The sequence below is a fragment of the Pseudomonas indica NBRC 103045 genome, assembly GCF_002091635.1.
GTDB classification, from domain to species: domain Bacteria; phylum Pseudomonadota; class Gammaproteobacteria; order Pseudomonadales; family Pseudomonadaceae; genus Pseudomonas_M; species Pseudomonas_M indica.
The window spans coordinates 332,126-358,203 of sequence record NZ_BDAC01000001.1 but is presented as its reverse complement, the minus strand read 5'-3'; the positions used below and the strand labels follow the sequence as shown (position 1 = coordinate 358,203).

24 protein-coding genes are annotated in these 26,078 nt (G+C 66.5%); 14 read left to right on the top strand and 10 right to left on the bottom strand.

From position 1 onward, the window contains the following. Positions 1-13: 13 nt before the first annotated feature. From PIN01S_RS01565 to PIN01S_RS01555, 3 genes are all read right to left on the bottom strand, one after another. Positions 14-703: a DUF2931 family protein gene (locus tag PIN01S_RS01565; protein ID WP_084333218.1), complete on the bottom strand. Its 690-nt coding sequence runs from the start codon at positions 701-703 to the stop codon at positions 14-16. Next, positions 696-2,564, bottom strand: a complete 1,869-nt coding sequence (locus PIN01S_RS01560) for a PAAR domain-containing protein (RefSeq protein ID WP_084333216.1) — start codon at positions 2,562-2,564, stop codon at positions 696-698. Before PIN01S_RS01560 ends, PIN01S_RS01565 begins: the two co-directional genes overlap by 8 nt. Before the next feature lie 178 nt (positions 2,565-2,742). Beyond that, the gene (locus tag PIN01S_RS01555) at positions 2,743-5,127 is read right to left on the bottom strand and encodes a penicillin acylase family protein (protein WP_084333214.1); all 2,385 of its coding nucleotides are present in this window, start codon (positions 5,125-5,127) and stop codon (positions 2,743-2,745) included. Positions 5,128-5,237: 110 nt separating this feature from the next. On the opposite strand from PIN01S_RS01555, the gene PIN01S_RS01550 reads away from it, so the two are divergent. Then, entirely contained in the window at positions 5,238-6,284 is a 1,047-nt protein-coding gene (locus tag PIN01S_RS01550) for an AraC family transcriptional regulator (RefSeq protein WP_084333212.1), read from the top strand. Here the strand turns inward: PIN01S_RS01550 and PIN01S_RS01545 are convergent. Then, positions 6,254-6,832 carry a DUF6436 domain-containing protein gene (locus PIN01S_RS01545; protein ID WP_084333210.1) on the bottom strand — a complete coding sequence of 193 codons (579 nt, stop codon included), beginning with the start codon at positions 6,830-6,832 and terminating at the stop codon, positions 6,254-6,256. The two genes, PIN01S_RS01550 and PIN01S_RS01545, sit on opposite strands and share 31 nt — an antisense overlap. 123 nt (positions 6,833-6,955) lie before the next feature. Between PIN01S_RS01545 and bipL the strand changes: the two genes are divergently transcribed. Then, positions 6,956-7,900: a phospholipase BipL gene (gene bipL, locus PIN01S_RS01540; protein ID WP_084333208.1), complete on the top strand. Its 945-nt coding sequence runs from the start codon at positions 6,956-6,958 to the stop codon at positions 7,898-7,900. A gap of 84 nt (positions 7,901-7,984) precedes the next feature. On the opposite strand, the gene PIN01S_RS01535 is transcribed toward bipL, so the two are convergent. Further along, positions 7,985-8,752, bottom strand: a complete 768-nt coding sequence (locus PIN01S_RS01535; RefSeq protein WP_084333206.1) for a DUF2059 domain-containing protein — start codon at positions 8,750-8,752, stop codon at positions 7,985-7,987. A 126-nt stretch (positions 8,753-8,878) separates the two neighbouring features. Between PIN01S_RS01535 and PIN01S_RS01530 the strand changes: the two genes are divergently transcribed. Together PIN01S_RS01530 and PIN01S_RS01525 are read left to right on the top strand one after the other, a co-directional pair. After that, complete coding sequence (locus PIN01S_RS01530) at positions 8,879-9,502, top strand: 2OG-Fe(II) oxygenase (protein WP_084333204.1); 624 nt, start codon at positions 8,879-8,881, stop codon at positions 9,500-9,502. 43 nt (positions 9,503-9,545) lie between these two features. Continuing rightward, on the top strand, positions 9,546-10,034 hold the full coding sequence (locus tag PIN01S_RS01525) for a 2-thiouracil desulfurase family protein (RefSeq protein WP_084333202.1): 489 nt from the start codon (positions 9,546-9,548) through the stop codon (positions 10,032-10,034). A gap of 6 nt (positions 10,035-10,040) precedes the next feature. On the opposite strand, the gene PIN01S_RS01520 is transcribed toward PIN01S_RS01525, so the two are convergent. The 3 genes from PIN01S_RS01520 to PIN01S_RS01510 form a co-directional block, all read right to left on the bottom strand. Next, positions 10,041-12,905 (bottom strand): class I adenylate cyclase, encoded by a 2,865-nt coding sequence (locus PIN01S_RS01520; protein WP_084333200.1) that lies wholly within the window; start codon positions 12,903-12,905, stop codon positions 10,041-10,043. A 198-nt stretch (positions 12,906-13,103) separates the two neighbouring features. Next, positions 13,104-13,352 (bottom strand): TIGR02647 family protein, encoded by a 249-nt coding sequence (locus PIN01S_RS01515; RefSeq protein WP_084333581.1) that lies wholly within the window; start codon positions 13,350-13,352, stop codon positions 13,104-13,106. A gap of 108 nt (positions 13,353-13,460) precedes the next feature. Continuing rightward, positions 13,461-13,757: a hypothetical protein gene (locus tag PIN01S_RS01510; protein ID WP_084333198.1), complete on the bottom strand. Its 297-nt coding sequence runs from the start codon at positions 13,755-13,757 to the stop codon at positions 13,461-13,463. A gap of 161 nt (positions 13,758-13,918) precedes the next feature. Between PIN01S_RS01510 and PIN01S_RS01505 the strand changes: the two genes are divergently transcribed. After that, complete coding sequence (locus tag PIN01S_RS01505) at positions 13,919-14,890, top strand: magnesium transporter CorA family protein (RefSeq protein WP_084333196.1); 972 nt, start codon at positions 13,919-13,921, stop codon at positions 14,888-14,890. Between the two features lie 45 nt (positions 14,891-14,935). Here the strand turns inward: PIN01S_RS01505 and argH are convergent, their stop codons facing one another. Continuing rightward, a complete protein-coding gene (gene argH, locus PIN01S_RS01500) occupies positions 14,936-16,330 on the bottom strand; it encodes an argininosuccinate lyase (protein WP_084333194.1) in 1,395 nt (464 codons plus the stop codon). A 244-nt stretch (positions 16,331-16,574) separates the two neighbouring features. On the opposite strand from argH, the gene PIN01S_RS01495 reads away from it, so the two are divergent. The 8 genes from PIN01S_RS01495 to rsd all read left to right on the top strand — a co-directional run bounded on the left by PIN01S_RS01495 (position 16,575) and on the right by rsd (position 24,200). After that, on the top strand, positions 16,575-17,657 hold the full coding sequence (locus PIN01S_RS01495; RefSeq protein WP_084333192.1) for a sensor histidine kinase: 1,083 nt from the start codon (positions 16,575-16,577) through the stop codon (positions 17,655-17,657). Beyond that, positions 17,654-18,400 carry a LytR/AlgR family response regulator transcription factor gene (locus PIN01S_RS01490; RefSeq protein ID WP_084333190.1) on the top strand — a complete coding sequence of 249 codons (747 nt, stop codon included), beginning with the start codon at positions 17,654-17,656 and terminating at the stop codon, positions 18,398-18,400. The genes PIN01S_RS01495 and PIN01S_RS01490 overlap by 4 nt, the downstream gene beginning before the upstream one ends. Positions 18,401-18,508: 108 nt before the next feature. Then, positions 18,509-19,453 (top strand): hydroxymethylbilane synthase, encoded by a 945-nt coding sequence (gene hemC, locus PIN01S_RS01485; RefSeq protein ID WP_170837168.1) that lies wholly within the window; start codon positions 18,509-18,511, stop codon positions 19,451-19,453. Continuing rightward, positions 19,450-20,214, top strand: coding sequence for a uroporphyrinogen-III synthase (locus tag PIN01S_RS01480; protein WP_084333186.1), 765 nt, complete (start codon positions 19,450-19,452; stop codon positions 20,212-20,214). Before hemC ends, PIN01S_RS01480 begins: the two co-directional genes overlap by 4 nt. Positions 20,215-20,423: 209 nt before the next feature. Then, positions 20,424-21,554, top strand: coding sequence for a uroporphyrinogen-III C-methyltransferase (locus PIN01S_RS01475; protein WP_084333184.1), 1,131 nt, complete (start codon positions 20,424-20,426; stop codon positions 21,552-21,554). Continuing rightward, positions 21,551-22,816, top strand: coding sequence for a heme biosynthesis HemY N-terminal domain-containing protein (locus PIN01S_RS01470; protein WP_084333182.1), 1,266 nt, complete (start codon positions 21,551-21,553; stop codon positions 22,814-22,816). The genes PIN01S_RS01475 and PIN01S_RS01470 overlap by 4 nt, the downstream gene beginning before the upstream one ends. A gap of 104 nt (positions 22,817-22,920) precedes the next feature. Further along, positions 22,921-23,412, top strand: coding sequence for a disulfide bond formation protein B (locus PIN01S_RS01465; RefSeq protein ID WP_084333180.1), 492 nt, complete (start codon positions 22,921-22,923; stop codon positions 23,410-23,412). A gap of 317 nt (positions 23,413-23,729) precedes the next feature. Further along, positions 23,730-24,200 (top strand): sigma D regulator, encoded by a 471-nt coding sequence (gene rsd, locus PIN01S_RS01460; RefSeq protein ID WP_084333178.1) that lies wholly within the window; start codon positions 23,730-23,732, stop codon positions 24,198-24,200. Between the two features lie 45 nt (positions 24,201-24,245). On the opposite strand, the gene PIN01S_RS01455 is transcribed toward rsd, so the two are convergent. Further along, complete coding sequence (locus PIN01S_RS01455) at positions 24,246-24,902, bottom strand: FKBP-type peptidyl-prolyl cis-trans isomerase (RefSeq protein WP_084333176.1); 657 nt, start codon at positions 24,900-24,902, stop codon at positions 24,246-24,248. 125 nt (positions 24,903-25,027) lie between these two features. Here PIN01S_RS01455 and PIN01S_RS01450 point away from each other — a divergent pair, with 125 nt between their 5' ends. Next, positions 25,028-26,077 (top strand): AlgP family protein, encoded by a 1,050-nt coding sequence (locus tag PIN01S_RS01450; protein WP_084333174.1) that lies wholly within the window; start codon positions 25,028-25,030, stop codon positions 26,075-26,077. Position 26,078 lies beyond the last annotated feature (1 nt).

The following is a 26,078-nucleotide window of genomic DNA, read 5'->3' as shown; positions in this document are numbered from 1 at the left end:
AGGGCCGGGGTTGTTACCACGAGCCGTAGGGCACGCCGAATTTCTCGACGTAGGCTTTGGAAATATCGCTGAGTGGGCGATAGCGCCCACCGGAGCGCCCCAGGTAGGGGCCGCGCGGATCGACCTTGCCCATGACTCGGGTGACTTCGATGGGGTCCAGGCAGGGGCCTTGTACCCAGACCTTGGCGATCCCACCCGGCGCCAGACCTATCGTCAGGGTTTCGCGGTAGTCGGTATTCCATTTGCCACCCATGTTGCAGTCGGACTCCTCTCGCTTGAGCATGAGCTGCCGTGCTTCCTCGGGTATTTCGATATAGGCCTCGTAGGTCTGCGGCTCCACCAGGGACTGCCAGTTCACATAGATCACCCGGGGTAGGTCGGCGCCTAGGACATGTTTACCCGCGCCACCGCCGGGTTTCTTCGGCCAGCCTTTGGGATTACCCTTGAATCGGGTTGGGATGCCCTGGCTGAACGCCGTCGGATAACCCATGGAGACCGTGCCGCCCATCACCCCCAGAAAACCACGGTTTCTAATGTCCACGACTTCTACGGTTTCGACCCAGACTTCCATGTAGTCCGGTGAAAACAGCCCCAGAAACCACGCGTCGTAAGGCAGGGAGCCCCCACGCCCATTGGCACAACCGGCGAACACACTCAGCAGCGACAGCAAACAGGTATTGAGCAGGAGACGGGCCTTATTCATTGGGGTAGATCACTCGCTGATGGTTGTCGGCTGGGCGGTTGACGAAGACCGTATCGAGGTCGCTGCCGTTCCGGCCCACGGCTGCGTTCCAGTGGGCGGACTGATGAATGTAGCGCGTGTACAGCAGCGCTTCTTCCCGCTCGGTCAACCCCGGGCTCGGGCTCTGCCCCAAGGCATAAGCCATCAGCTTGGCGGCGATGGGCTGCAACTCCTCGGGCAGGGCCAGTTGCCGGTCATAGTCATCGATGAGGTCGAAGGGCACGCCGTTGCGTACGCCCAGCTCGCGCATGATACGCAGGTAGACCAGGGCGAGGTCGCCGAGCACCACACGGTTGCTGATGAGGGCGGCATACACGCGCTTTTCCGGGAAGGGATCGCGTTTCGGCAGGTAGGGTAGCTCCGTTTCCCAAGGCACGACGGTCAGGGGTAAGCCCCGGCTCTCAAGAAGAAACCAGTGATGGTTCTGCGATTCCAGTTGGGTCGCGCGATAGGGATGGCTGCGTTCGGGGGGGATATCCCGGCTGACGGTGAGACTGCGCGGCTTGGTCAGTAGCACCCGTTCCTGGGCGCGAGGCAGGTAGCCGCCGCCGACGTCGGAGTGCACGCCGGGCAGGCGGATATCGGCGGTGCCCGCACTGTTGAGGGCGAAGTTGTGGCGCACCTCGTCGCGGGCCACCAGATGGACGATCTTGCGCGCCATGTCCGGGGTCAGGCGCAAATTCACGCCGGGGTTGGCGGCGTTGTGGGCGCCGAAGTCGCCGTCGCGCAGCGAGACGATGCCGGCCACGGTGTCGAACAGGCCGATGAAGTTGAGGGCCACGTCCACGCCGGGGCGCCAGGCGAAACCGTCGCTTAAACCGGGGGAACCGGTTGGCAAGGCCTGGGCCACCAGACTCTTGTCGCCCTTGAGCACGTCGTTGGCGAAATGCCGGGCGGCGGCTGCGCCCCGGCTGAAGCCGAAAACGTCGAATTCGATCCGGTTGACCAGCGTATCAGGGTTAAGACGTTGGAAAATAAGAAGTTGCCGCACGATCAATGCAGGGCTCTGCTCCACCCGCGCGACCACACCGGTGGCGCCCAGCCCAGTGGCCTGGCCGTAAAGCGAGTCGGATTGACCGCTGCTGGTACCAATACCTTCTACGTAGACCTTAAGTGTGGCTTGTGGCTCTTCCCGATCCAGCGTCCGCTGGCTGTCATCCCGATACAACTCATACAACCGCGCCACATTACTCTTGTCGTTGCCATAGCTGTTGTCCGGCGAGCTGCCCTTGCCGTCGAAGCCATAACGGGCGCAGAAGGCGCGGATACCGTCGGCGGCGTGCTCCAGATCGACGTCCCTGGCGAAGCAGCCGGCGACCAGCGCGCTGTTGCCAAGGTTGTTGCCGGTGCCGTCGAAGAACACGCCGATGCGCAGGGTGACGGCCTGCTGGGCGGGTTCTTCGAGCTCTTCCTCTTCGTCCTCTTCCTCCAGGCCCAGCGGGGCGGGGTCGCCGGGCTCCTCGCGCCAGGCGCTGGGCGTGGCTGGAGTGGCAGGCCGGGCCAAAGGAACGCCAGGCATCGGTGAGGGAGGCTCGAAGTCCGCAGGGACCACCTGATCGCCAATCACCACCGTCCCGGCACCACTGATGATCACCCCGCGATTCTCGGCGCTGCTACCCATGAACAAAGCGGGACGGCCGTTGATCAGGACGGTGCTGGACATGTTCTGAGTCAGCGGTGCGCCGCAGATGCAGGTATCGCCGGCGCGGGCGGCGGGTTGGTGTTCGAAGGTAACGTCTGACGAGCCGGAGGCGACGATGGCCTTGCCGCAGGCGGGACAGGTGACGGCATCGCCCTGGCGGGCGGCGGGTTTTCCGGACATGCTGGTTCCCTTAGCACTAACGAATAGTTCCGTTAGTGAAAAACTTTGCCTGAGAGAAGCAGGAGCCTGCAAACCGGATGTTCGAAACTTGAAACCAGCGCTGCGAGGGTCTGTGAGCCATCGCAGGAAAGGTCGTCAGGATGCGATCCACTGCACCCCGACGGTTTTACCCAGGTCGTCAACCCGCCGGAACCAGCCTCAGCATGCCTTCGGTATGCGCCTGCACGTCATCCTCGGCCAGGTGCTGGGGCTGGTAGTTGCCCTGGATATAGCGCTCGGCCTGGTCGCTGTAGTGGGTGTCGAAGAGTACGCCGCTCTGGCCGACCGGGTTGATGCCGAGGCTGTGGGCGGGGTCGGCGAAGTCGATCAGGCGGCGGGTGGAGGGGCCGTAGACCACCGACCAGGGGGCTGGGCCGATCTTGTGCGAGAGGTTGTTGGGTGTTTCGTGACCGCCCGGAGCGGCCAGCGGCGCGAGGTTGAACAGCTTGTCCAGCGGCTTTTGCAGGCCGAGGGGGTGGCCTTGGGCGAGGCTGTGCAGTTTGCCCCAGGCCCAGCCGTCGGGATCGTCGCCGAACTGGCCGCGTAGGTGCGCCAGGGTCGCTTGCCACGCCGCTTTCACCGTGGCGGCGCGGTTTTCCCGTGTGGGCGTGGCGCGGTCGTCCCACCAGGGCGAATCGGCGTCGGCGGCGAGGCGCGGCAGGGCGAAGTCCAGCGGTCGGGCGTTGAGCAGGGTGGCGAAGTAGGCCTCGCCCAGTTCGTCGGCCATGGCGGCACGGGCCAGTTCATAGAGGAACTGGTTGAACAGGCTGGCCGGCACCGAGTCCAGTTCATGGCGGCCGTCCCAGGCGGCGAGCCGTTCCACCAGGGCCTTTTCGGCCTCATCCGCGGCGGCGGCGCGCAGGTCGGCCAGCAGAGGCTGGAGCACGCGTTGCGGGTAGTCGGTGCCGGTGGCCAGTTGCAGGGCCTGGGTGTTCTGCAGGTCCCAGCCGGTGGCTTCGCCCAGGCGCTGGTTCAGGTAGCGGCCGCGGTCCGGCAGGTTGTAGTAGCCGGGAATGTCGATGCCGGCCGGCGAGACCGGCTGGTAGTTGGCCGAGACGATGTAGCCGCGCGCCGGATTCTCTTCCTGCGGGTTGTCCTCGAACGGATAGAAGCCGTCCTTTTCCGCCTCGCCCCGGCTGGCGTCGAGAATGAAGGCCGGGTTGACCCCGGCGGGGCGCCTCGGCAGCTTGGCCGCGGCCCACCAGCCGATATCGCCCTTGGCGTTGGCATAGATGACGTTCAGGCCCGGTGCGTGGATCTGGCTGGCGGCGGTGCGTGCCTTGTCGAGGGTGTCGGCGCGGTTGAGCGAATAAAAGGCTTCGACGATGGGGTTCTCGGTTTCCAGGAAGGCCCACCACATGGCGATGGGCGTCTGCCCGCGCAGACTGGAATCGAGGGCATCGTTGACCAGCGGGCCGTGGGGCGAGCGGCGCAGGGTGACGGTCACCGGGTCGGCATCCTTCACCCGGATGGTGTCGTCGCGGCTTTCCAGGTCGACCCACTGGTCCTGGTACCAGACCTGGTTGGGGTTGTCCGGATTGGTCTTCTCGGCGATCAGGTCGAGGTCGTCGTTCTGGAACATGGTCAGGCTCCAGGCGAAGTCGCGGTTGTGGCCGAGCATGGCGAACGGCGTGAGTGCCTGGAAGTGGCCGTAGAGTTCGTGGCTGGGTGCGCTCAGGTGGGCTTCGTACCACACCGCCGGTACGGCGAAGCGGATGTGCGGGTCGCCGGCCAGCAACGGCTTGCCGCTGGCGCTGCGGGTGCCGGACACCACCCAGGCGTTGCTGCCCTCGAACTGCGGCAGGCCATTGCCTTCGAAGGCGCCGAGGCTGAGCTGGGCGAGGGCACCGAGGGTGCGCCAGTCCTCGCGGGCCAGGCTTGGCCGATCGATCACCCCGTCCGGATGCCAGGCGACGTCGAAGGTATCCAGGTAGTCGGGGCCGAGCTGGTCGCGCACGTAGGTCAGCAGCGGGTTGCTGCGCAGGGCGGTGGCGAAGCTGTAGGCGTTGTAGCCGGCGACGCTGAGGCAATCCTCGATGGTGAACGGACGCGGCTGGATGCCGAGCAGGTCGTATTCCACCGGTAGCGGGCGGCTGGCCTGGTATTGGTTGATGCCATCGAGATAGGCCTGTACCGCCTGCCAGGCCGGGTGGTTGCGGTCGATGCCGGCAGCGTAGGCGTCGGCGTGCTCGCGGATGCGTAGGGTGCGGAACAGACGATCGGTGTCCACCAGCTTGGCGCCGAGGATTTCGGCCAGCTCGCCGCGCGCCAGGCGGCGCATCAGCTCCATCTGGAACAACCGGTCCTGGGCGTGTACGTAGCCGAGGGCGCGGTACAGGTCGGCCTCGTTCTGCGCGGCGATGTGCGGTACGCCGCGCTCGTCGTAGCGCACCGTCACCGGCGCCTGCAGGTGGGCGAGGGCCAGCTCGCCGTCGCGAACCGGGCGCTTGCCCTGGACATACCAGAGACCGCCGGCAGTCACGGCGGCGACGGTGAGGGCGAGGACGGTGAGGCTGCGTTTCATCGGGGCGCTCCCTGGCATGGACGGACGCCGATTGTGCTTGGCCGGGAGCGAAGCGGCATTGACCCAATGTGTGAGTGCTGGAATTCTCTGGTCAATCTGCTGGAGCGACCATGGACCCCACCCCGACCGCCCTGACCCATTCGCCGAGCCTGCGCCGCCTGCTCTACGAGGCGCTGAGCACGCTGGGCCTCGATCCCACCGACATCTATCGCCGCGCCTACCAGGGCAAGCCGCTGCCACCGCCCACCCGCGACGGTCGCGAACCGCACGACGATGCGCCGCTGTTCTGGCAGACCCTGGAGGGGTTGACCGGCGATGCGCATATCGGCCTGCACCTGGCGGAGGTGATGAAGCCGCGCCCGCTGGATGTGGTCAGCTACCTGCAACTGGCCAGCCAGGACCTGCGCCAGGCGCTGGAGGATTTCGTGCGTTTCCAGCATGTGCTGTCCGGTGGCTTCGCTGCCCGGCTGGAGGAGCGGGATGGGGTGGCGCGGCTGATCATCGACCTGAACTACCGGGGCTTCGCCTCGCTGCGCCAACAGATGGAGTGCGTGATGCTGCTGTTCTGCAAGCAGTTGGCGGTACTCACCGACGACGAGTTCCGGCCGCAGAGCATAGCCTTCCGTCATCCGGCGCCGGCACGCCTGGACGAGCACCGGCGCTTGTTCGGCCTCACTCCGCGCTTCGCCCAGCCGCACGATGCCCTGGAATTTCCCGCCGCCTTGCTGGCGCGGCCGTCACGCACCGCGCAGCCGACGCTGCATGCCTTGCTGTACGCCCAGGCGGAGCGGGAGCTGGCCGCGCTGGAGGAAAACCAGTTGCTCAACCGGCTGCGCTATTGGCTGGACAGCCGTCTCGGTCTGCACGCGTGCAGCTTGCGGGCGTGCGCTCAGGCGCTGGACATGGACAGCGGCGCCTTGCAACGCGCCCTGGCGGCCCAGGGCAGCAGTTTTCGCCAGGTGCACGACGAAGTGCGCCGGGTGCGGGCGGCGACGTTGCTGGAGCAGGGCATGGCGATTCGCGAGGTGGCGCGGGCCTGCGGGTTCGCCGAGCTGTCGCCCTTCTACCGGGCATTCCGGCGTTGGCATGGGCAGACGCCGGAGCGTTATCGGCAGCAGCGAATGCGTCAGTCCGCCGCGTCGGACCAGGGACAGTAGCAGCCCACGGCCAGGGTGTGGGTGGCATCGACGCTGCGGCCTTGGGCCAGGGCTTCGAGAATGGGCTCGATGAAGCTGTTGCTGGAGGTGCAGGTGGCGCCTTCGCTGTAAGGGCCGAAGTAGGCGAGGCGGCCTTGTGCATCCCAGATGCCCACCGCCGGGCTGGCCGGCAGGCGGTCGGCGCCGGGGAGCTGCGCAATCGGCCGCAGGCCCGCGAGGACATCCGGCAGGCGGCCCCGCGTACCGGGCTTCTGCACGGCATAGAAGGCCACGCCGCGCGGTGCATAACGCTCGATCAGCTCGGCCAGGTGCTGCTGATTGCCGACGTTGCAGGGGCAGGCCGGGTCCCAGAAATGCACCAGGCGGATCGGCCCCGGCCCGGCCAGTTCGTCCGGCAGGTGCAGTTCATCGCCGGCGAACAGGGTAGTGCGCTCGCTGAATGGGCGGATGAAGCGCGCCTCGTACCACCAGAAGGCGGCGAGCATAGCGCCCAGCCAGACGACGGCGAGCAGGCTGGCGAGGATGGTCTTGCGGCGGGGCAACGGCATGGCGGTCGATCGACTGAAAGGACCGATAGCTTGCCATGCCGCGCCGGGCAGCAGAATATCGGCAGCCCGCCGCGACGCCCCGGAGCGCATCGCGAATCATCCGTACCAGCCTGTGGAAGCCTTATGCCTGAGCCGTTCCAGCCCGAAGACCTGCGATCGCTGCTGCGACCCTTGGCCGCAGGGGAAGACGAGTCGCCGGCCGTACGGGCCTACCGGACCTATTACGGCCTCGATCCGTCCGAGCGCCATCCCGAAGCCCAGACCCGCCTCGGCAGCTTCGAGGCGGCGGGCTACCGGATCGCCACCCAGGTCTGGCTGCCGACCCGGCCGGTGGCGACCCTGCTGATGCTGCATGGCTATTACGATCACATGGGGCTATACCGCCACGTGGTGGATTGGGCGCTGGGCATGGGCTTCGCGGTGCTGGCCTGCGACCTGCCGGGACACGGCCTGTCCAGCGGCGCCCCGGCCAGCATCGGCGATTTCGCCGAGTACCAGCAGGTCCTGCGCGGGCTGTTCGACCAGGCCCTGGCGCTCGGCCTGCCGCAGCCCTGGCACCTGCTCGGGCAGAGCACCGGCGGTGCCATCCTGCTGGACTACCTGCTCACTGGCGAGCCTCGCCCGGAGCTGGGCGAAACCATTCTCCTGGCGCCCTTGGTGCGCCCCCGCGCCTGGGGTTGGTCGAGGTTCAGCTACCAGATGCTGCGCCCCTTCGTGGAGTCCATTCCGCGGCGTTTCAGCATCAATTCCGGCGACGAGGCGTTCATCGATTTCGTCCACCACCAGGACCCGCTGCAACCGCGCATCCTGCCGACTGCTTGGGTGGGCGCATTGTCGCGCTGGATTCCGCGCATCGAAGGCGCGCCGCGCAGCGACCGGCGCCCGCTGATCGTGCAGGGCGAGGCCGATTTGACGGTGGACTGGCGGCATAACCTGGAAGTGATCGAGAGCAAGTTCCGCGAGCCGGAACTGCTGCTGTTGCCGGAAGCGCGGCATCACCTGGCGAACGAGACGGAAGACCTGCGCCGGCGCTATTTCGCCTTTCTCAGCGAGCGCCTGAAGCCCTGATGCCTGGCGAAGCCTAACGCTGTAGGGGCGAATTCATTCGCCCAACTCAGCACCGCCGGGGGAATGAATTCGCCCCTACATAGATCAAATACCCTGCTGCGGCTCCGCCAGGTTCGCGCCGCTCTGGCCCACTGCGAGGCCGGCGCGCAGGGCAGTCAGGGCGGCCTGGTAGTAAGCCTTGCCCTCGGCGGATTCGGCGAAGGTGACGAACTCTTCCAGCTCCGGGTCGGACAGGTCGCGGTAGACGTGCAGCAAGGTGTTGTCGAGGTCGCCTTCGATCTGCCCGATCAGGCGCTGGCGCTGGCCTTCCAGCAGGGCCATGGCCTGATCGCCGCCGAGCAGACCGGGAATCATCTGGCTGAGGCTGTCGGCGGCCACGCCGGCCAGGGCGAGGCTGACTTCCGCGCCGGCCTCGGCGGCAGGCAGGGCCTGGGCCAGGTGGCGGATCAGCAGGCGGCGGGTAGCGCTGGCGTCGGTGCGTGGCAGGCCGTTGGCATACTTGGCCAATTGGTCCGGGCGGGTGGCCGTGGTCTCGGCTTCGGTGATCCGACGGCCCAGTTCGGACTGGAAGAACGCCAGGGCCGGGCGTGGGTCGCGCAGGTTCTGCCGCAGGCTGGCCTGGGCGCGTTGGTCGATGGCTTGCGCGGCGAAGCGCCGGTTGCTGTTGTCCACCAGGGCCTGGAACACCGCCGGCGGCAGGCTGCTGCGGTAGCGCTGCTGGGCGGCACTCAGGGCGTCGCGGAAATGCGCGCGCTGATCCGGCCAGCCGGCGGCCTGATAGAGCTGCAGGTAGTCGTCGGCGAAAGCGGGCAGGCTGAAAAGGGCGAAGGCCAGGCTGAGAAAAACGCGCATGGGGACTCCTGTCGAGCGTGGGGCGTATTGTCGGCGTCGCGGGGCGGGATTGTCGAGCGTGCGACCGGTCGTCCGGGCGAAAATTCCGCTGCTGCGGGACGGTCCGCCGCTGTAGAATCCGCCGCCATGAACCTGACCCCCGAGCACCCGCCGCTGCTGCAATTGATCGATGACCTCGCCGAGCGAGGCTGGTCGCAGCAGACGGACTTCCTGCCGCAGTCTCTGACCGCCCGACTGGCCGAAGAGTGCCGCGCCCGTGCCGCCGCCGGCCAGCTCAACCCGGCCGGGGTCGGCCGCGCCGCCGGGCAGGTGGTGAACGAAGGCATCCGGGGTGACCATATCCTCTGGCTGGAGCCCGGCCAGTCCGAGGCCGGCGATCAGTACCTGACGGCCATGGACGTGCTGCGCCAGACCCTCAACCGACAGTTTTTTCTCGGCCTCGAAGACCTCGAGTGCCATTTCGCGTTCTATGCGCCCGGTGCCTATTACCTGCGCCATCTAGACCGTTTCCGCGACGACGACCTGCGCACCGTCACCGTGGTGCTGTACCTGAACGACGACTGGCAGGCCGGGGAGGGCGGTGCATTGCGCCTCTATCTCGGCGACGGTAGTACACGCGACGTCCTGCCGGAGGCGGGCACCCTGGCCTGCTTCCTGTCCGGCGACTTTCCCCACGAGGTGCTGCCGGCTACCCGCGACCGGTTGTCGCTCACCGGTTGGTTCCGGCGGCGTTCGGCGGCACCGCTCTGACGCTGCGGTGCCCGCGACCCGCTCCGCTATGGGAGACAACGTCATGCAGAAGATCCTGGTCAGCCGCTGCCTGCTGGGCCACCGGGTGCGCTACGACGGTGGCGCCCACGGGCCGTTCGGCCTGCTGGAGCGCTGGCAGCGGGAGGGGCGCGTGGTGGCGCTCTGTCCGGAGGTGGCCGGTGGTCTGCCGACTCCGCGTCCTCCGGCGGAAATTCCCGGCGGCCAGGGCGGCCAGGTGCTGGACGGCGAACGGCCGGTGCTGACCGTGGACGGCGAGGATGTCAGCGCGGCCTTCCTCGACGGCGCCCGCCAGGCGCTGGAGCTGGTTCGTGCGCAAGGCATCCGGATTGCCGTGCTGAAGGCACGCAGCCCGTCCTGTGGCAATCGCGAGAATTACGACGGCAGCTTTTCCGGCGTGAAGGTGCCCGGTGAAGGCGTCACCGCGGCATTGCTTCGCCGCGAAGGTGTGCAGGTGTTCAGCGAAGAAGAGCTGGATGCCGCGGAGGCAGCCTTGGCCGCTCTCGAAGGCTGAGCCCGTTCAGGCATTGCGCAGCGCGGCGTTCAAGGCATCTTCCAGGCGACTCTTGTAACGCAGGTAATGGATGGTCTGGGTCTGGCCTTCGTCGAGCACGCCGGACAGGTCGAGATCGGTGATGTAGCACGGATAGCGCTCGGCCTCGCGGCGCTGGCTGAGGATGTGGCGGGCCACCGCAGCGAACAGGTCGGCGCCGTATTCCAGCTCCGAGAACTCCCGGTGGTTGCAGTACAGGGTCACATGGACCCGGCCGGACTCGCCCGGCTCGACGATCGCCTGCACGTCATAGAACGGATGGCTGACCGGCGCCTGTGGAGCCGGCCGGCGCTCCAGGCTGCGCGGGCGCAAGGGCGGCGGCGGGAGCACTTCGTAGTATAGGATTTCCAGTGTCGCCGGCGGCACCGGAGCGTTCAGCGGCAGCAGGGCGTTGCGCCGGTAGAGCACCGATTGCAGGAAACGCTGCAAGGGCGTGAGCAGGCTCTGCTCGTCGCGGAACGGCAGGGTCTGGCGCCACAGCGCGTTGTGTTCGTCGAGGATGTTCAGCTCGGCGCGTCCCTCGGCGAGCCGGTAGAAGACCTGGATGCAGTCCGCCCGGCCCATCGGCAGGATCAGCGCCAGGTCCTGTTCTTCCAAGGCATGGCGGTCCAGATGCAGCGGACTGTAGCCCGGCAGTTCCTGGCCCAGGTGCTCGATCAGGGCCGGCAGATCGGGCAGTGCGGTGTGGTTGACGTGGCCGGGCGTCAGGTCGAGCACGTGGTACTGCTGCTGGACCTGGACCAGGTAGCGGGCGTTGTGCTCGCCGCCGAGGCTGGTGAGGATTTCGCGGAACAACTCGTCCACCCGCTCGGCGATGGCCGGAGCGCGGTTGCGGCAGAAGCAGCGTACCTGCAATTGCGGACGCGGCCCCCTGGCCGGCAGCGCGTTGAGGAAGTCGCGCAGGCAGTCGAGCAGGGCGTTGGGGCCGTCGTAGCGGTGCACCAGCAGCTCGTTCCAGCTGTTCAGGCTGACCTGGTCGATGGTCTGCACCAGGTTTTCCCGCACACCCGAGTAGCCCAGCGAGTCGGTGCGCTCGGTGGTCATGTGCACGTTCAATTGGCTGTGCTGTTTCAACGGGTCGACGCCGACGTTGATCAGCAGCAGCACCTCGCTGGGCATGCTGGCCTGGAGCAGGGCGGTTTCCGCCACGGGCGGCAGAGGCAGCGGCACGGTCTGGCGCAGGCAGGCGAGCAGGTTGGACAGCTCGAATTCGGTCAGGTCGCTGCTGCCGGGGTGCAGCGACAGCCGGGTGCTGGCGTCGATCACGACGTTGCGGTGGCACCAGGCGAGCAGTTCGATCAGTTCGCGGGCGCGCTTGAGCGGGGCGAAGTCCTCCCACTCCTGGGCATTCAGGCTGCCAGAGAACAGCGCCCACTGGGTTTCGCCGGGGGCGTCCGGGCTCGAGCACTGGACCAGGGTCAGGGTGTCTTCGGCCAGGTCGGGGGCGATCCCGGGGTTGATGAACTCCACCTTGCCGGCCTTGCGCTCGAAGGCGGCGTACAGGCGCCGGCCGAGGATGCCCAGGTCGCGGCTGTTCAGCGAGCTGGCGGCCTGCTGGGTGCGGGCGAACTGGGTGAGGAAGCGGTAGCTGTAGGTCAGTTCGTTGACCAGGGCGCGGCGCTCGCGGCTCACCTGGCGGACCTTCCACTGGCTGCGGCTGTCCAGGGTCGCCAGTTGGCGCGGGTCCCAGCGCCATTCGCCGGTCAGGCGTTCGAGCAGCAGGCGCTGCCAGCTCTTGGTGCGGTTGCGAGGCGGGCGGCTGATCTTCTTGTTCACCTTGAGGTACAGGCAGCGGCGGATCAGCTCCAGGCGCTCCCACTCGCCGCGCGCCGAGAGGTATTCCTCCAGGCGGCGGTAGACCACGATGTACGGGTCCAACTCGTCGAGGTCGAGTCGGTTGGCGTAGACCGCCTGCTTGAAGCGCAGGCTCAGACATTCCACCTGGGGATGCTCGCTGGCGTAGACCTCGGTGAGCAGCAGCTTGAGCACCGACTTGTACGGCGACTCGATGCCCTTGTAGAGCTGCCACATGCCGGCGCCGACGAATTCGCCCGGCGGGATGTGCGCCAGGTGGCCGAGATCGAGCACCTCGTCGGCACGGATGAAGCGCTTGCTCAGCAGGGTGTTGGTGAATTCGACGTAGCGGGCCTCTTCATAGACCGGCACCAGCCACCAGAGCGGCGTACGGCCGGCCAGCCAAATCGCCGTGCGGTAGAACTCGTCCAGCAACAGGTAGTGCTGGGTGGTGCCGCAGTCGTCGGAAGTCAGCTTTGCCTCGCGCTCGCCGAGGGTGAAGCGCGACGGGTCGATGAGGAAGAAGTGCGCCTCGGCGCCCTGGGTCGCGGCCCAGGCTTCCAGCAGGTCGCACTTGCGGCGCAATTCGGCCGTTTCGTCGGCGGACAGCACGGGGGTATGGCAGACCCAGACGTCCATGTCGCTCTGCTCGGCCTGCGCCACCGTACCCAGGCTGCCCATCAGGAACAGGCCGTGGATCGGTGGCGTCGGCTTGCCGCCCAGGGGGCTGCTGCGCTGGGCCTTGTAGGCGAACGAACGGGTCAGGCGCTGCGCTTCGGACAGCAGGGCGTCGTCCGGCTCGAAGTTGGAGACACCCGCCGGCGTACGCCCGGAGACATAGCCGGGCAGCAGCGGATGGTTCACGTGGAAGAGCAGCGGCAGCAGGCGCAGCACCAGCTGCTGGCGCGTCGACAGGGCCTGCATGGCGCGCTCCAGGCGGCCGTCGTTGACTTTCAGGAAGCGTGCGCGCAACTGGCTGAGGACCTTGCGGTCGATGCCTTCGTCGATGTCCGGACGGATTTCCTGGCTGCGCGTCATGGTCTGCTCGGAGCGGCTACTGGCATAAGACTATCAGTCGGCCAGGTGTCTTGCCGGCTCGGTTGAGGATTCGGGGCGGGTGCCGCCGCCGAACGGCAGGCATCAGGTTATCGCCCGTTCCGTGGCGGGCTTGAGCGCCTTTCGTCGTGGGGCGGACGTCTGCGCCGAGCGGCTCGGCGAGACGTCCGGGGCGGGAGGTTACTGCACCGTTTCTTCTTCGGCCAGGATGGTCAGCAGCGATTGGGCGTGTTCGGCGGCATCCAGGCCGAGGCTGGTCAGGTAGCCGCCATCGGGCAGGCTGATCAGGCCTTTTTCATGTAGCCGCCGGGCGGCGGCGATTGCCTGGGGGGTGGCGGTGTGGTGGATTTTCAGCCCTTCCTGGAGATTCGCCAGGTTGAACAGGGCGAGGATTTCCATTTCGGCGACAAGCTCTGGGTTAAAGGCCATGGTCCGCTCCGACTGCTGATGGAAGGAGGCGTGCCGGTGCACGCCGCCCAAGTCTGCTCAGTGTAGCGAGGCATCGCCCGGTGTGCGTGGTCCAGGATGTCGCGGCGATCACGCTTCCGACTCTTCCTCGGCGCCGCCCGGCAATTCCGGCAGCGCGCGCAGGGCCTGGTCGTACCATTCGCCGTCGAAGGGGCGGTTTTCGCTGAGCATGGCGCGGATTTCGTGGGCCAGCACCAACGCCATCAGGCGCACGCTTTCCTCGCGTGGGTAGCCGACCAGGGTCAGCTTGTTCAGCGTGGCCTGGGCCGCCGGCGGGTCGTTGGCTTCCAACTGGTTCTCGATCGCCTGGATCAGCGTCGCTTCGGCGAAGGCTTCGTCGTTTTCGTAGTCGTGGGTTTCGCTCATGCGTGTTCTCCTCATTCCGTCGGGCAGTGTGCCACGGCTCCATTTCTGTGTCCGATTCGGCCGCCCGGTTCGCGCGCAGCGGCTATAAGCTCCGGTTGGTCGGGTTGCATCGCCGGGAGCGATGGCCGACCCTGGGTCGTTCGATCAGGAAACCGACACACATGATCAGCTATTACACCTTGCAGGATGACAGGCTGCAGCGCCGGGTGCCGACGCAGCTCGACGCCATTCCCCAGGGCACGTTATGGATCGACCTGCTGCATCCCAGCGCCGAGGAGGAACACTTCATCGAAAGCGCCCTTGGCCTGGATATCCCGACCCGCGAGGAAATGGCCGCCATCGAGGATTCCTCGCGGCTGTTCGAGAAGGACGGCGCGCTCTACCTGACCACCAGCGTGGTCAGCGGCGTCAGCGAGCGGCATCCGGTGATGGCGGACGTTTCCTTCGTGCTCACGCCAAAATGGCTGGTCACGGTGCGTTATGCCGAGCTGACCTCGTTCCGCAGCTTCGAGACCAAGAGTACCCGCCAGCCGGAGCTGCACCGTTCCAGCGACATGATCTTCGTCTCGCTGAACGAGGGCATCGTCGGCCGCATCGCCGATATCCTGGAAGACGCCCAGGCGGAGCTGAACAGCCTGGCGCAGCGGATTTTCAGCGAATCCGACAGCCGCCGCGAAAAGTCCGACCTGCAGAAAATCCTCAAGCACCTGGGGCGGAACAACTCGCTGATGGCCAAGCTGAGCGGCAGCCTGCTCAGCATCAGCCGGCAGAACACCTACGTGCGCCAGGGCGCCAACGGCTGGCTGGGTGAGCCGGCGAAGGGCTGGCTCAAGTCGGTGGAACGCGACGTGCGCTCGCTAAGCGAGTTCCAGGCGAAGATGTCCGGCGAGATCACCTTCCTGCTCGATGCGACCCTGGGGCTGATCAATATCGAGCAGAACAGCATCATCAAGGTGTTCTCCATCGCCGCCGTGCTGTTCCTGCCGCCGACCCTGGTGGGCACCGTCTACGGCATGAACTTCAAGGCCATGCCGGAGCTGGAGTGGGCATTCGGCTACCCGATGGCGCTGGGAATGATGGTCGGCTCGGCGGCGCTGTCCTATGCCTGGTTCAAGTTCAAGGACTGGCTCTAAGCCAAATCGGGACGAGGGGGTACCTCGCCCCCGAACGCTCGAGTATCAACGTGCCGCCAGCAGCGCCTTGCCACGTTCGAGCGCGGCGCGCACCTGGGCCGGTGCCGTGCCGCCGATGTGGTTACGGGCGTTGACCGAGCCTTCCAGGGTCAGCACGGCAAACACGTCGTCTTCGATCTGGTCGCTGAACCGGCGCAGTTCGTCCAGGCTCATCTCGGCCAGGTCCTTGCCGCTGTCGACGCCGTATTTCACCGCGTGGCCGACGATTTCGTGGCAATCGCGAAACGGCAGGCCCTTGCGCACCAGGTAGTCGGCGAGGTCGGTGGCGGTGGAGAAGCCGCGACGGGCCGCTTCGCGCATGACGTCGCGCTTCGGCTTGATCGCCGGGACCATGTCGGCGAAGGCGCGCAGCGAATCGCGCAGGGTGTCGGCGGCGTCGAACAGCGGCTCCTTGTCCTCCTGGTTGTCCTTGTTGTAGGCCAGCGGCTGGCCTTTCATCAGGGTCAGCAGGCCGGCCAGCGCGCCGAACACCCGGCCGGACTTGCCGCGCACCAGCTCGGGCACGTCGGGGTTCTTCTTCTGCGGCATGATCGAGGAACCGGTGCAGAAGCGATCCGGCAGGTCGATGAACTGGAATTGCGCGCTGGTCCAGAGCACCAGCTCTTCGGAGAAGCGCGACAGGTGCATCATCGCCAGGCTGGCGGCGGCACAGAATTCGATGGCGAAGTCACGGTCGGACACGCCGTCCAGGGAGTTGCCGGACACCGCTTCGAAACCGAGCAGGCGGCAGGTGATCTCGCGCTGGATCGGGTAGGTGGTGCCGGCCAGGGCGGCGCTGCCGAGCGGCATGCGGTTGACCCGCTTGCGGCAGTCGACCAGGCGTTCGTGATCGCGGCTGAGCATTTCGAACCAGGCCAGCAGGTGGTGGCCGAAGGTGACCGGCTGGGCGGTCTGCAGGTGGGTGAAGCCGGGCATGATGGTATCGGCTTCCGCTTCGGCGAGGCCGAGCAGGCCCTGCTGCAGGCGGGTGATCTCGCCGAGGATGATGTCGATCTCGTCGCGCAGCCACAGGCGGATGTCGGTGGCCACCTGGTCGTTGCGGCTGCGGCCGGTGTGCAGCTTCTTGCCGGTGATGCCGATGCGGTCGGTCAGGCGTGCCTCGATGTTCATGTGCACGTCTTCCAGGTCGACGCGCCAGTCGAAGGTGCCGGCCTCGATCTCGGCCTGGATTTCCTTCAGGCCGGCTTCGATGGCGTCGCGTTCTTCGCGGGTCAGCACGCCGACTTCGGCGAGCATGCTGGCGTGGGCGATGGAGCCCATGATGTCGTGGCGGTAGAGGCGCTTGTCGAAATCGACGGAAGCGGTGAAGCGGGCGACGAAGGCGTCGACGGGCTCGCTGAAGCGGCCGCCCCAGGACTGATTGGTCTTCTCTACGCTCATGGAACTCTCTCGGCTGGTGCGCAAAACGGCGGGCCGCGAGGGAGCGGCCAGCATGGCGGACAAAGTCTGCCGATAATAACAGGGTCGCGGGCCGATCCGCCGCAGCGGTTTGCCGGGCGGTAGTCGACACTGCAATGTCGCCCGGATCACAGTTTTCGAATTCGTTCGGCATTTCAGTGCTTTATTTTGCCCGGCCGGAGCCGGCCGGCTTGCCGCCCGTACGGGCCATGCGGAAACTGCGCCGATGCGTATCGACTGGTTCAAGAACAAACAAGTCCCGTTGCTGGACGACGACTTCTTCCTGCCCGAGCTGTGCCTGCCCGAGGCCCTGCTGAGCATGGTCCTGCTCGCCGAGTTGCTGGTACTGGTGCTGGTGCTCTCCGAGCCGATGCAGCCGGACTTCAACTGGGTGCGGTTGGCCCTGACCTCGCTGTTCGTGCAGTGGATCGTACTGCTCTCGGCGGCGTTGCTCTGCCGCCTGCGGCCGCAACTGGCGCGCCTGCGCCCCTGGCTGGCGGGAGCCTGTTGCAGTGCCATCGTGGTCGGCCTGACTCTGGCCTGTACGGCGGTGGCCGACTACTTCCAACTCGCGGGCCCGTTGCAACGCAGCGGCGAGGTGAACCTCTATCTCCGCCACGCGCTGATCGGCCTGATCATGTCGGCGCTGCTGCTGCGCTACTTCTACCTGCAGAGCCAATGGCGCCGCCAGCAGCAGGCCGAGTTGCGCGCGCGGATCGAGTCGCTGCAGGCGCGCATCCGTCCGCATTTCCTGTTCAACAGCCTCAACAGCATCGCCAGCTTGATCGCCTTCGCGCCGGAAAAAGCCGAGCAGGCGGTGCTGGATCTTTCCGATCTTTTCCGTGCCAGCCTGGCCAAGCCCGGCACCCTGGTGAGCTGGCGGGATGAACTGGAACTGGCTAAACGGTATCTATCCATAGAACAGTACCGACTAGGCGACCGTTTGCAGCTAGAGTGGCAAATAGACGACGTGCCCGATGACCTGCCGATTCCGCAGCTCACCTTGCAGCCGCTGCTGGAAAACGCGCTGATCTACGGCATACAACCGCGCATCGAGGGGGGCCTGGTACGGGTCGAAGCGAGTTACATGGACGGGGTGTTTCAGCTGCGTGTCAGCAACCCCTATGACGAGGGTGCCACGGCGGCGACGTCGCGTGGCACCCGGCAGGCATTGGTGAATATCGATGCACGACTTGCGGCACTTTTCGGTCCTCGCGCGAGTCTCAGCGTGGATCGCCGTGACGGGCGTCACTTCACCTGTCTACGCTATCCTTGTGCGAGACTCACGCAGGAAGCCAGAGCAATATGAATGTCCTGATTGTCGATGACGAACCTCTTGCCCGTGAGCGCCTGAGCCGGCTGGTAGGCGAGCTGGATGGCTATCGGGTCCTGGAACCTTCCGCCAGCAATGGCGAAGAGGCCCTGGCCCTGATCGACAGCCTGAAGCCCGATATCGTGCTGCTCGACATCCGCATGCCCGGTCTCGACGGCCTCCAGGTGGCCGCCAGGCTCTGTGAGCGGGAGGCCCCTCCGGCTGTGATCTTCTGCACCGCCCATGACGAATTCGCCCTAGAAGCCTTCCAGGTCAGCGCCGTGGGCTATCTGGTCAAACCGGTGCGCAAGGAGGACCTGCTCGAAGCCCTGAAGAAGGCCGAGCGTCCCAACCGCGTCCAGCTCGCCGCGCTGACCCGCGCCCCGGCGGACACCGGCGCCGGTCCGCGCAGCCATATCAGTGCGCGGACCCGCAAGGGTATCGAGTTGATCCCGCTGGACCAGGTGATCTTCTTCATTGCCGACCACAAGTACGTGACGCTTCGCCATGAAGCCGGCGAGGTGCTGCTGGACGAGCCGCTGAAGGCATTGGAAGACGAGTTCGGCGAGCGCTTCGTGCGTATCCACCGCAACGCGCTGGTGGCCCGCGAACGCATCGAACGCTTGCAGCGGACCCCGCTGGGGCACTTCCAGTTGTTCCTCAAAGGACTCAACGGCGATGCCCTGACCGTCAGCCGGCGGCACGTCGCGGGTGTGCGCAAGCTGATGCATAACCTTTGAAGGTAGCGGCAGGCCTCAAGCTGCGAGAGCACCTGCCGGGTGCTGGTACCGGCCTTGGGCTTGAGGCGGGCGAGCCTGTTATCATCGGCGGCAATTCACTTTCTGGAATTGTCCATGCGCTCCGAAATTCGCATCGCCACCCGCAAGAGTGCCCTGGCCCTGTGGCAGGCCGAATACGTCAAAGCCCGTCTGGAAGCGGCGCATCCGGGTCTCAGGGTCAGCCTGGTGCCGATGGTCAGCCGCGGCGACAAGCTGCTCGACGCGCCGCTAGCGAAGATCGGCGGCAAGGGCTTGTTCGTCAAGGAGCTGGAAACCGCTCTGCTGGAGAATGAGGCGGACATCGCCGTTCACTCCATGAAAGACGTGCCGATGGACTTCCCGGAGGGGCTCAGCCTCTACTGCATCTGCGAGCGCGAGGACCCGCGCGACGCCTTCGTTTCCAACACTTTCGCCAGCCTCGACGAGCTGCCCGCTGGCAGCGTGGTCGGCACCTCCAGCCTGCGCCGCCAGGCGCAACTGCTGGCGCGCCGGCCCGACCTGAAAATCCAGTTCCTGCGCGGTAACGTCAACACCCGTCTGGCCAAGCTGGACGCCAGCGAATACGACGCCATCATCCTCGCGGCGGCGGGCTTGATTCGCCTGGGTTTCGAGGCGCGTATCCGCTCCTTCATCAGCGTTACCGACAGCCTGCCGGCCGGCGGGCAGGGCGCGGTGGGCATCGAGTGCCGCAGCGCCGATGCGGACGTCCATGCCTTGCTGGCCCCGCTGCATGACCAGCCCACCGCGCTGCGGGTGCATGCCGAGCGGGCCTTGAACAAGCGCCTCAACGGGGGCTGCCAGGTGCCCATCGCCTGCTACGCCGAGCTGGAAAACGACCAGCTCTGGCTGCGTGGCTTGGTCGGCAACCCCGACGGTAGCCAATTGCTGCGCGCCGAAAGCCGAGCGCCGGCCGCCGAGGCCGAGCGGCTTGGGGTCGAGGTGGCCGAGGCGCTGCTGGCGCAGGGCGCCGCCGATATTCTCAAGGCGGTTTATGGCGAGGCCGGCCATCCATGAGTGGCTGGCGGCTACTGCTGACCCGTCCCCGCGAAGAGTGCGAAGCGCTGGCCGCGACGCTGGCGGAGCAGGGCATCCACAGTAGCAGCCTGCCCCTGTTGGACATCGAGCCGCTGGCCGAAACGCCCGAACAACGTACCCTCATGCTCGACCTGGATCGCTACTGCGCGGTCATCGTGGTCAGCAAGCCGGCGGCCCGTATCGGCCTGGAGCGACTCGACCGCTACTGGCCGCAGCCGCCCGCGCGGCAGCGCTGGTTCAGTGTCGGCGCGGCCACGGGTGAAATCCTGGCCGCCTATGGCCTCGACGTGACCTGGCCGGAATCCGGCGACGACAGCGAAGCCCTGCTCGACCTCCCGGCACTGGCCGAAGCCCTGGAAGTGCCTGAACCGCGCGTGCTGATCATGCGCGGCGAGGGTGGCCGGGAGTTCCTCGCCGAGCGTCTGCGCGGCCAAGGCGTGGCGGTCGACTATCTGCCACTGTACCGCCGCCGCTTGCCGGCGTATCCGGCCGGTGCGCTCATCGAGCGGGTTCGTTCGGAACGCCTGAATGGCTTGGTGGTCAGCAGTGGGCAAGGATTCGAGCATCTGCGCGAACTGGCAGGACCGGCATGGCCGGAGCTGGCTCGGCTACCCTTGTTCGTGCCGAGTGCGAGAGTCGCTGGCCTGGCGCGTGACGCCGGTGCCGAGCATGTGATCGATTGTCACGGCGCCAGCGCCTCCGCGTTGCTGGCGGCGTTGCGGGAGGCTCCCGCACCTTAGAGCCTGTTTACGATCTGCTGCGTGTCGGCCTTGCTGCGTTAAAAACCGGCTCGGGCTGCTCACTCGCCTACGCGGCCCGGTCTGTTTTCGAGGGGCCGCCGAGGCCTTGCATGGCTCTAGCTCGCGAGATCGTAAACAGGTTCCTAGGCGGCTGTGCCCCACGCGCGGCACATCGTGGCCAGCAGAAAACGATACGTAAGGATGGATACGTGAGCGAAGCAGCTTCCCTGAAAGACGATGCCCAACCCGCGCCCGAGGCGCCCACTCCACCCGCTCCTCCGACGGCTCCCAGACGAGGCAACGGACTGGCAGCGCTGGCGCTGCTGCTCGGTGCTGCGGGCGTCGCTGTCGGCGGCTTGAGCCTCTGGCAACTGCGAGGGCTCGATGCCCGCGATCGCCAGCAACTGGGCCAACTGGAAGACGTCCGGGCCCAGGCGCAGGCCCAGGTACAGCGCGAACAGCGCCTCACGGAGCGCCTCGACCGACTGCCGAGCATCGATGAGCTCGAGCAGCGTCGCCGCCTGTTGGCCGACCTGCAGGGCGAACAGCAGCGCCTGAGCCAGCGGGTGGAAACCGTCCTCGGCGCCAGCCGCCAGGATTGGCGTCTGGCCGAAGCCGAACACCTGCTGCGCCTGGCCAGCCTGCGTCTCTCCGCGTTGCAGGATGTGAACAGCGCCAGGGCCCTGGTGCAGGGGGCCGATGAGATTCTGCGCGAGCAGGACGATCCCGCCGCCTTCGCTGCCCGCGAGCAACTGGCGAAAAGCCTGGAAATGCTGCGCAGCCTGCCGCAACCGGATCGCACCGGCCTGTTCCTGCAACTGGCCGCTCTGCGCGAGCAGGCGGAGCGCCTGACGCCGATGGCGCCGGAGTTCGTCTCGGCGGAAGGCCAGGGCTTCGCACCGGCCGTGGCCGAAGGCGATGGCAGCAGCCGCTGGGACCAGTGGTGGGAAAAACTGTCCCGCTATGTTCGCGTCGATTTCGATGCCGACGATGAAGTCCGCCCGCTGTTGACCGGGCAAAGCCTGCAGCAGGTGCGCCTGGCCTTGAGCCTGGCGCTGGAGCAGGCCCAATGGGCCGCGCTGCATGGCGAGAGCGAGATTTTCCGCAAGGCGCTGGAGCAGGCGGGTACGGTGCTGAAGGGGCAATTCAATCAGGAGAACCCGGAAAGCCGCGCAGTGCTGGCGCGTATCGACGAGCTGGCAGCGCAGCCGGTAAAGGTCGAGGTACCGGATCTCTCCGCTTCCCTGAGTGCATTGCAGGCTTACGTACAACGTCGCCAAGTGGCCGTCGAAGCCGTTCCCGAGCCGTCCACAGGGGCCGTTGAGGAGGCCAGCCCATGAGCCGCCTCTACCTGCTGAGTGTTCTGGTGATAGCCGGTGCCGCGCTGCTCGGCCTGGCCATTGCCGCGGATGCCGGATACGTGCTGATCCGCTACGACCGGTTCCGCTATCAATCCAGCTTCTGGGTATTCGTGGCGGTCATTGTCGCGCTCTGGCTGGCGATCCTGGGGTTGCGCATGCTGCTCCGCCTGTTGGGGGTGTCCGGCGGGCTGATCAATCCCTGGTCGCGTCGTCACCGCAGCCGCCGGGTGCGTCTGGCCGCGCGCCGTGGCCTGCTCGACCTGGCCGAGGGGCGCTGGGCCCGAGCCTTGCGCCATCTTCGCCGGGCCGCCAGTCAGGACCCGCAACCCCTGGTGCATTACCTCGGGGCCGCCCGGGCCGCCAACGAGCTGGGCGAATACGAGGAGAGCGACAGTTTGCTGCGACAGGCCCAGGAACAGGAACCCCAGGCCGAGGTGGCGATCGATCTCACCCGCGCCCAGTTGCAATTGGCCCGGGGCGACGCGCAGCAGGCCCAGGAAACCCTGCAGCGCATCCGTGACCGGCATCCGCGCCAGCGCGAAGCCTTGAAGCTGCAACAGCAGATCTACGTCGAGCAGCAGAACTGGAGCGCGTTGTGCGCGCTGTTGCCGGAGCTGCGCAAGCAGCGGGTCATGGCCGAGGAACCGTTGTTGGCGCTGGAGCGGCATGCCTGGCTGGCCGCCCTGGCCGAGGCCGGGAATCAGGGTTTGAACGAAGGCGAGACAGCGCTGCAGCCGCTGACCGGCCTCTGGCAGCGGATGCCCTCTGCGTTGCGCAGCGATCCCGTGCTCATCGATGGCTACGCCGAGCAACTGTCCCGTCTGGGGGCGCCGGAGGAAGCCGAGGAAATCCTGCGGGGCGCCCTCAAGCGGGACTACGTGGAGCGCCTGGTGTATCGCTATGGCCTGGTCCGTGGCCGTGACCCGGCGCGTCAGTTGCAGACGGGCGAGTGCTGGCTGAAAGCGCATCCCAACGACCCGGTGCTGCTGCTGACGCTGGGGCGCCTGTGTCTGCTCAATCAGTTGTGGGGCAAGGCGCGGGAGTACCTGGAAGCCAGCCTGAGCTTCCGGCGCAGCGTCGAGGCCTGTACCGAACTGGCGCGTCTGCTGGCGCAACTGGGGGCGGTGGAGCGTAGTAACGAGCTGTTCCAGGAAGCGCTCGAACTGTTCGACCAGAGCCTGCCTGGGCCGGCCGCAATGGCGGACCGAGTGCCGGGGAGCCAGCCGCTCGTGCCGGTCTGAGCCGGAAAGCTGTGCGGCAGGTTCGATAGATCGCGCCCGTGCCTTGAAAGGCGCGGGCGCTTTCCTCTACCGTATCGGCCTCTTTTCCTCCCCTCGGAGCCGCCATGCCGCTGGCCAGCCCGCGTTCCCTGTTCTTCCTGGCATTCGTCGCCTGTGTCCTGCTGATGGGCGGGGCACTCTATCTGGAGCATGCCGTAGGGCTCGAACCCTGTCCGCTCTGCATCGTGCAGCGGATTTTCGTCATCGCGTTCGGCTTGGTGTGCCTGATCGCCGCCATCCATGCGCCCGCCACCCGTGGCCGGCGCATCTATGCGGTGCTGGCAGTGCTGTTCGCCGCAGGTGGGGCTGCGACGGCGGGCCGCCAGGTGTGGCTGCAGAACATCCCGGCGGACCAGTTGCCGGCGTGCCTGCCGAGCCTGGACTACATGATGGAAGCCCTGCCGTTCCAGGACATCGTCCGGCTGGTGTTGCACGGCACCGCCGATTGCGCCGAGGTCACCTGGACCCTGTTCGGCATGAGCATTCCGGAATGGAGTCTGCTGGCCTTCGTCGGCATGATCCTGTTCTCCCTGTTCCAGTTGTTCCGCCGCGACTGACCTCCCTCTTTTCGCCCCGCCGCCCTGGCGGGGCAATGATTTTCCGTCTTCGGATGATGCCTTGACGAGCCCGCGATGGGGCCGTAATCGACGCGTCCGTCTGTTCCGGGCAGTGCGGCCGGCGATTGAAACGTTCGTATGAATTTTTCGACCGGCGTGGCTTGAAGCGAGCGGCAGGGGGGCATAATCTGGCCCGCACGTGACGACGGGAAATTGCCATTCCATCGTCGCCTTCCCATGCTCAAGCACCGATCGACAAAAAACCGTCTCGGAGCGGACGTACAACAGCATTTGGATATTAGGGAAGCGAGGACATCATGCTCGAGAGCTGTCAAAACGCCCAGGAACGCTGGGGTGGGGTACACCAGCTGATCGACCGCTGGTTGCAGGAGCGCCACGAACTGGTCCGTGCCTTCGACGCCCTCAACACCAAACCGCAGGCGCCCGCCGCCAACGCGGAGGATGTTCAGAAATTCTGTCAGATCCTGGTCGACTACGTGTCGGCAGGCCATTTCGAGGTCTACGAACAGCTCACCGGCGAGGCCAAGGCGTTCGGCGACCAGCGTGGCCTGGAGCTGGCCAAGCAGATCTACCCGCGCATCGAAGCCATCACCGAGGCGGCACTGTCGTTCAACGACCGCTGCGACAATGGCGATTGTTCCGATAGCTGCGGCCTGACCCTGGAACTCAAACGCCTCGGCCAGTTGCTGCACGAACGCTTCGAGCTGGAGGACTGCCTGATCGAAGTGCTGCACAACGCCCACCGGCAATCGGCTGCCGCCGTCTGATTGGCCTGGGTTTCGTTGCCGCCGGTTCGTGCCGGCGGTAACGCGTCACTCGGCGTTCAGCAGTTCCACTTCGAATACCAGCGGCGCATAGGGCGGGATCAAGTCCCCGGCACCTTCCGCGCCATATGCCTGGCTCGACGGAATCACCAGTCTCCACGTCGCCCCCAGGGGCATTTCCCGCAGTGCCGTGCGCCAGCCGGCGATCACGCTGTCCAGCCTGAACCATTGCGCTTCCTTGTTCTCGTCGAAGACGCTGCCATCGGCGAGGCGGCCGACATAGCGCACCTGCACCCGATTCCATGAAGACGATACCGTGCCGCGTCCGGGACGCAGTGTTTCCACCAGCACGCCTCCCGGCAATTCACGGATACCGGCCTTGGCTTTTTCTCGCGCGAGGAACCGTCCTTCGGCAGCGCGGGCTCGTTCGACATCGAGCGGCGCCTCGGACAGCAGCCGTGCTTCGTGATCCGCCAGCAGTGCGTCGATGCGCGCCGGATCGAGTCTCAGCGGTTCGCCACGGTAGGCCTGGCGGACGCCTTCGAGCAGCGCATCGAGCTGCAGGTCCGGGACCTCTTCGCGTAGTCGCTCGCCAAGACGAACGCCGAGGCTGTAGGCGAGATCCCGGTCTTCGGTGGGAGGACTTTCCTCCGCCTGGAGCGTGGCGGCGAACAGGCAGAGCAGCAGGGCAGGGTATCGCGACATGGCCTTTCTCCAATCGGCATGCCGGGGATTATGCCAGCCATGTGAAGGGCCTCAATGTGCGGAGTTGGCGACCGTAGGGTCACGGGTCTAGTATGAGGCGCATCAACGTCCGCCAGGAGCGCGCCATGCCGGCTAATAAGAAGACAGTCAACACTCCGCTTCACCTGTTGCAGCAACTTTCCCAGAGCCTGCTCGAACATTTGGAAAAAGCCTGCTCGCAGGCACTGGTGGACGCAGAGAAACTGCTTGCCAAGCTGGAAAAGCAGCGAGGCAAGGCGCAGGAAAAACTGCACGATGCCCGCGCCAAGCTGCAGGCCTCCGCCGCGGCGGGCAAGGCCAAGGCCCAGGCGAAGGCCAAGGAAGCCATCGCTGAACTCGAAGAGTTGCTCGACGGCCTCAAGACCCGCCAGACCGAAACCCGCGACTACATCGTCCAGCTCAAGCGCGACTCCCAGGAAAGCCTGAAAATCGCCCAGGGCGTCGGCAAGGTGAAGGAAGCGGCCAGCAAGGCCCTGACGACTCGTGAAACCAAGGCCAAGTCGGCTGCTGCCGCGAAGCCGACGGCGAAAGCTGCTGCCAAACCGGTCGCCAAGAAGGCCCCGGCCAAAGCCTCCCCTGCCAAGACGACTCCGGCCAAGTCCGCTGCCGCGAAGCCGGCTGCCAAGGCTGCTACCCCGGCTGCCAAGGCTCCGGCCAAGCCTGCCGCCAAACCGGCAGTCGCCAAGGCTGCCGCGAGCAAGCCGGCGGCGAAGAAAACGACCCCTCCGGCTGCCAAGCCAGCATCGGCAAAAACTGCGGCGAAACCCGCCAGCAAACCGGCTGCCAAGACCGCCAGTAAGCCTGCCGCTGCCGCGAAACCGGCCGCCAAGCCAGCTACAACGGCCGCCGCCCAGCCGGCGAAGAAACCGGCTGCGAAGAAGGCCACAGCACCTAAGGCTGCCGCAGCCAAGTCCAAACCGGAAGCCAAGCCGGCCACGACGACTGCCGCGGCAAAACCGGCTCCGGCTAAGAAGCCCGCTGTGAAGAAGGCGACCGCGCCCAAGGCGAAGCCGGCGGCTGCCAAGCCGGCTACCGCCGCGCCAGCGGCTCAGCCCACGCCGGCCACGCCTTCCGCATCGGCAACATCGGCAACTGCCACCGGCAACAGTGGGACCGCGCCGACCAGCGCCTCTTAAA

Excerpts from the sequence above, each read along its gene's own strand:
- PIN01S_RS01455 (WP_084333176.1), bottom strand. The coding sequence starts at position 24,902 with ATGTCGCGATACCCTGCCCTGCTGCTCTGCCTGTTCGCCGCCACGCTC.
- PIN01S_RS01470 (WP_084333182.1), top strand. The coding sequence starts at position 21,551 with ATGAGCCGCCTCTACCTGCTGAGTGTTCTGGTGATAGCCGGTGCCGCG.
- PIN01S_RS01565 (WP_084333218.1), bottom strand. The coding sequence starts at position 703 with ATGAATAAGGCCCGTCTCCTGCTCAATACCTGTTTGCTGTCGCTGCTG.
- PIN01S_RS01495 (WP_084333192.1), top strand. The coding sequence starts at position 16,575 with ATGCGTATCGACTGGTTCAAGAACAAACAAGTCCCGTTGCTGGACGAC.
- PIN01S_RS01515 (WP_084333581.1), bottom strand. The coding sequence starts at position 13,352 with ATGGCCTTTAACCCAGAGCTTGTCGCCGAAATGGAAATCCTCGCCCTG.
- PIN01S_RS01505 (WP_084333196.1), top strand. The coding sequence starts at position 13,919 with ATGATCAGCTATTACACCTTGCAGGATGACAGGCTGCAGCGCCGGGTG.
- PIN01S_RS01550 (WP_084333212.1), top strand. The coding sequence starts at position 5,238 with ATGGACCCCACCCCGACCGCCCTGACCCATTCGCCGAGCCTGCGCCGC.
- PIN01S_RS01510 (WP_084333198.1), bottom strand. The coding sequence starts at position 13,757 with ATGAGCGAAACCCACGACTACGAAAACGACGAAGCCTTCGCCGAAGCG.
- PIN01S_RS01535 (WP_084333206.1), bottom strand. The coding sequence starts at position 8,752 with ATGCGCGTTTTTCTCAGCCTGGCCTTCGCCCTTTTCAGCCTGCCCGCT.
- PIN01S_RS01480 (WP_084333186.1), top strand. The coding sequence starts at position 19,450 with ATGAGTGGCTGGCGGCTACTGCTGACCCGTCCCCGCGAAGAGTGCGAA.
- PIN01S_RS01465 (WP_084333180.1), top strand. The coding sequence starts at position 22,921 with ATGCCGCTGGCCAGCCCGCGTTCCCTGTTCTTCCTGGCATTCGTCGCC.
- PIN01S_RS01560 (WP_084333216.1), bottom strand. The coding sequence starts at position 2,564 with ATGTCCGGAAAACCCGCCGCCCGCCAGGGCGATGCCGTCACCTGTCCC.
- PIN01S_RS01525 (WP_084333202.1), top strand. The coding sequence starts at position 9,546 with ATGCAGAAGATCCTGGTCAGCCGCTGCCTGCTGGGCCACCGGGTGCGC.
- PIN01S_RS01530 (WP_084333204.1), top strand. The coding sequence starts at position 8,879 with ATGAACCTGACCCCCGAGCACCCGCCGCTGCTGCAATTGATCGATGAC.
- bipL (WP_084333208.1), top strand. The coding sequence starts at position 6,956 with ATGCCTGAGCCGTTCCAGCCCGAAGACCTGCGATCGCTGCTGCGACCC.
- argH (WP_084333194.1), bottom strand. The coding sequence starts at position 16,330 with ATGAGCGTAGAGAAGACCAATCAGTCCTGGGGCGGCCGCTTCAGCGAG.
- PIN01S_RS01555 (WP_084333214.1), bottom strand. The coding sequence starts at position 5,127 with ATGAAACGCAGCCTCACCGTCCTCGCCCTCACCGTCGCCGCCGTGACT.
- PIN01S_RS01450 (WP_084333174.1), top strand. The coding sequence starts at position 25,028 with ATGCCGGCTAATAAGAAGACAGTCAACACTCCGCTTCACCTGTTGCAG.
- rsd (WP_084333178.1), top strand. The coding sequence starts at position 23,730 with ATGCTCGAGAGCTGTCAAAACGCCCAGGAACGCTGGGGTGGGGTACAC.
- PIN01S_RS01490 (WP_084333190.1), top strand. The coding sequence starts at position 17,654 with ATGAATGTCCTGATTGTCGATGACGAACCTCTTGCCCGTGAGCGCCTG.
- PIN01S_RS01545 (WP_084333210.1), bottom strand. The coding sequence starts at position 6,832 with ATGCCGTTGCCCCGCCGCAAGACCATCCTCGCCAGCCTGCTCGCCGTC.
- PIN01S_RS01520 (WP_084333200.1), bottom strand. The coding sequence starts at position 12,905 with ATGACGCGCAGCCAGGAAATCCGTCCGGACATCGACGAAGGCATCGAC.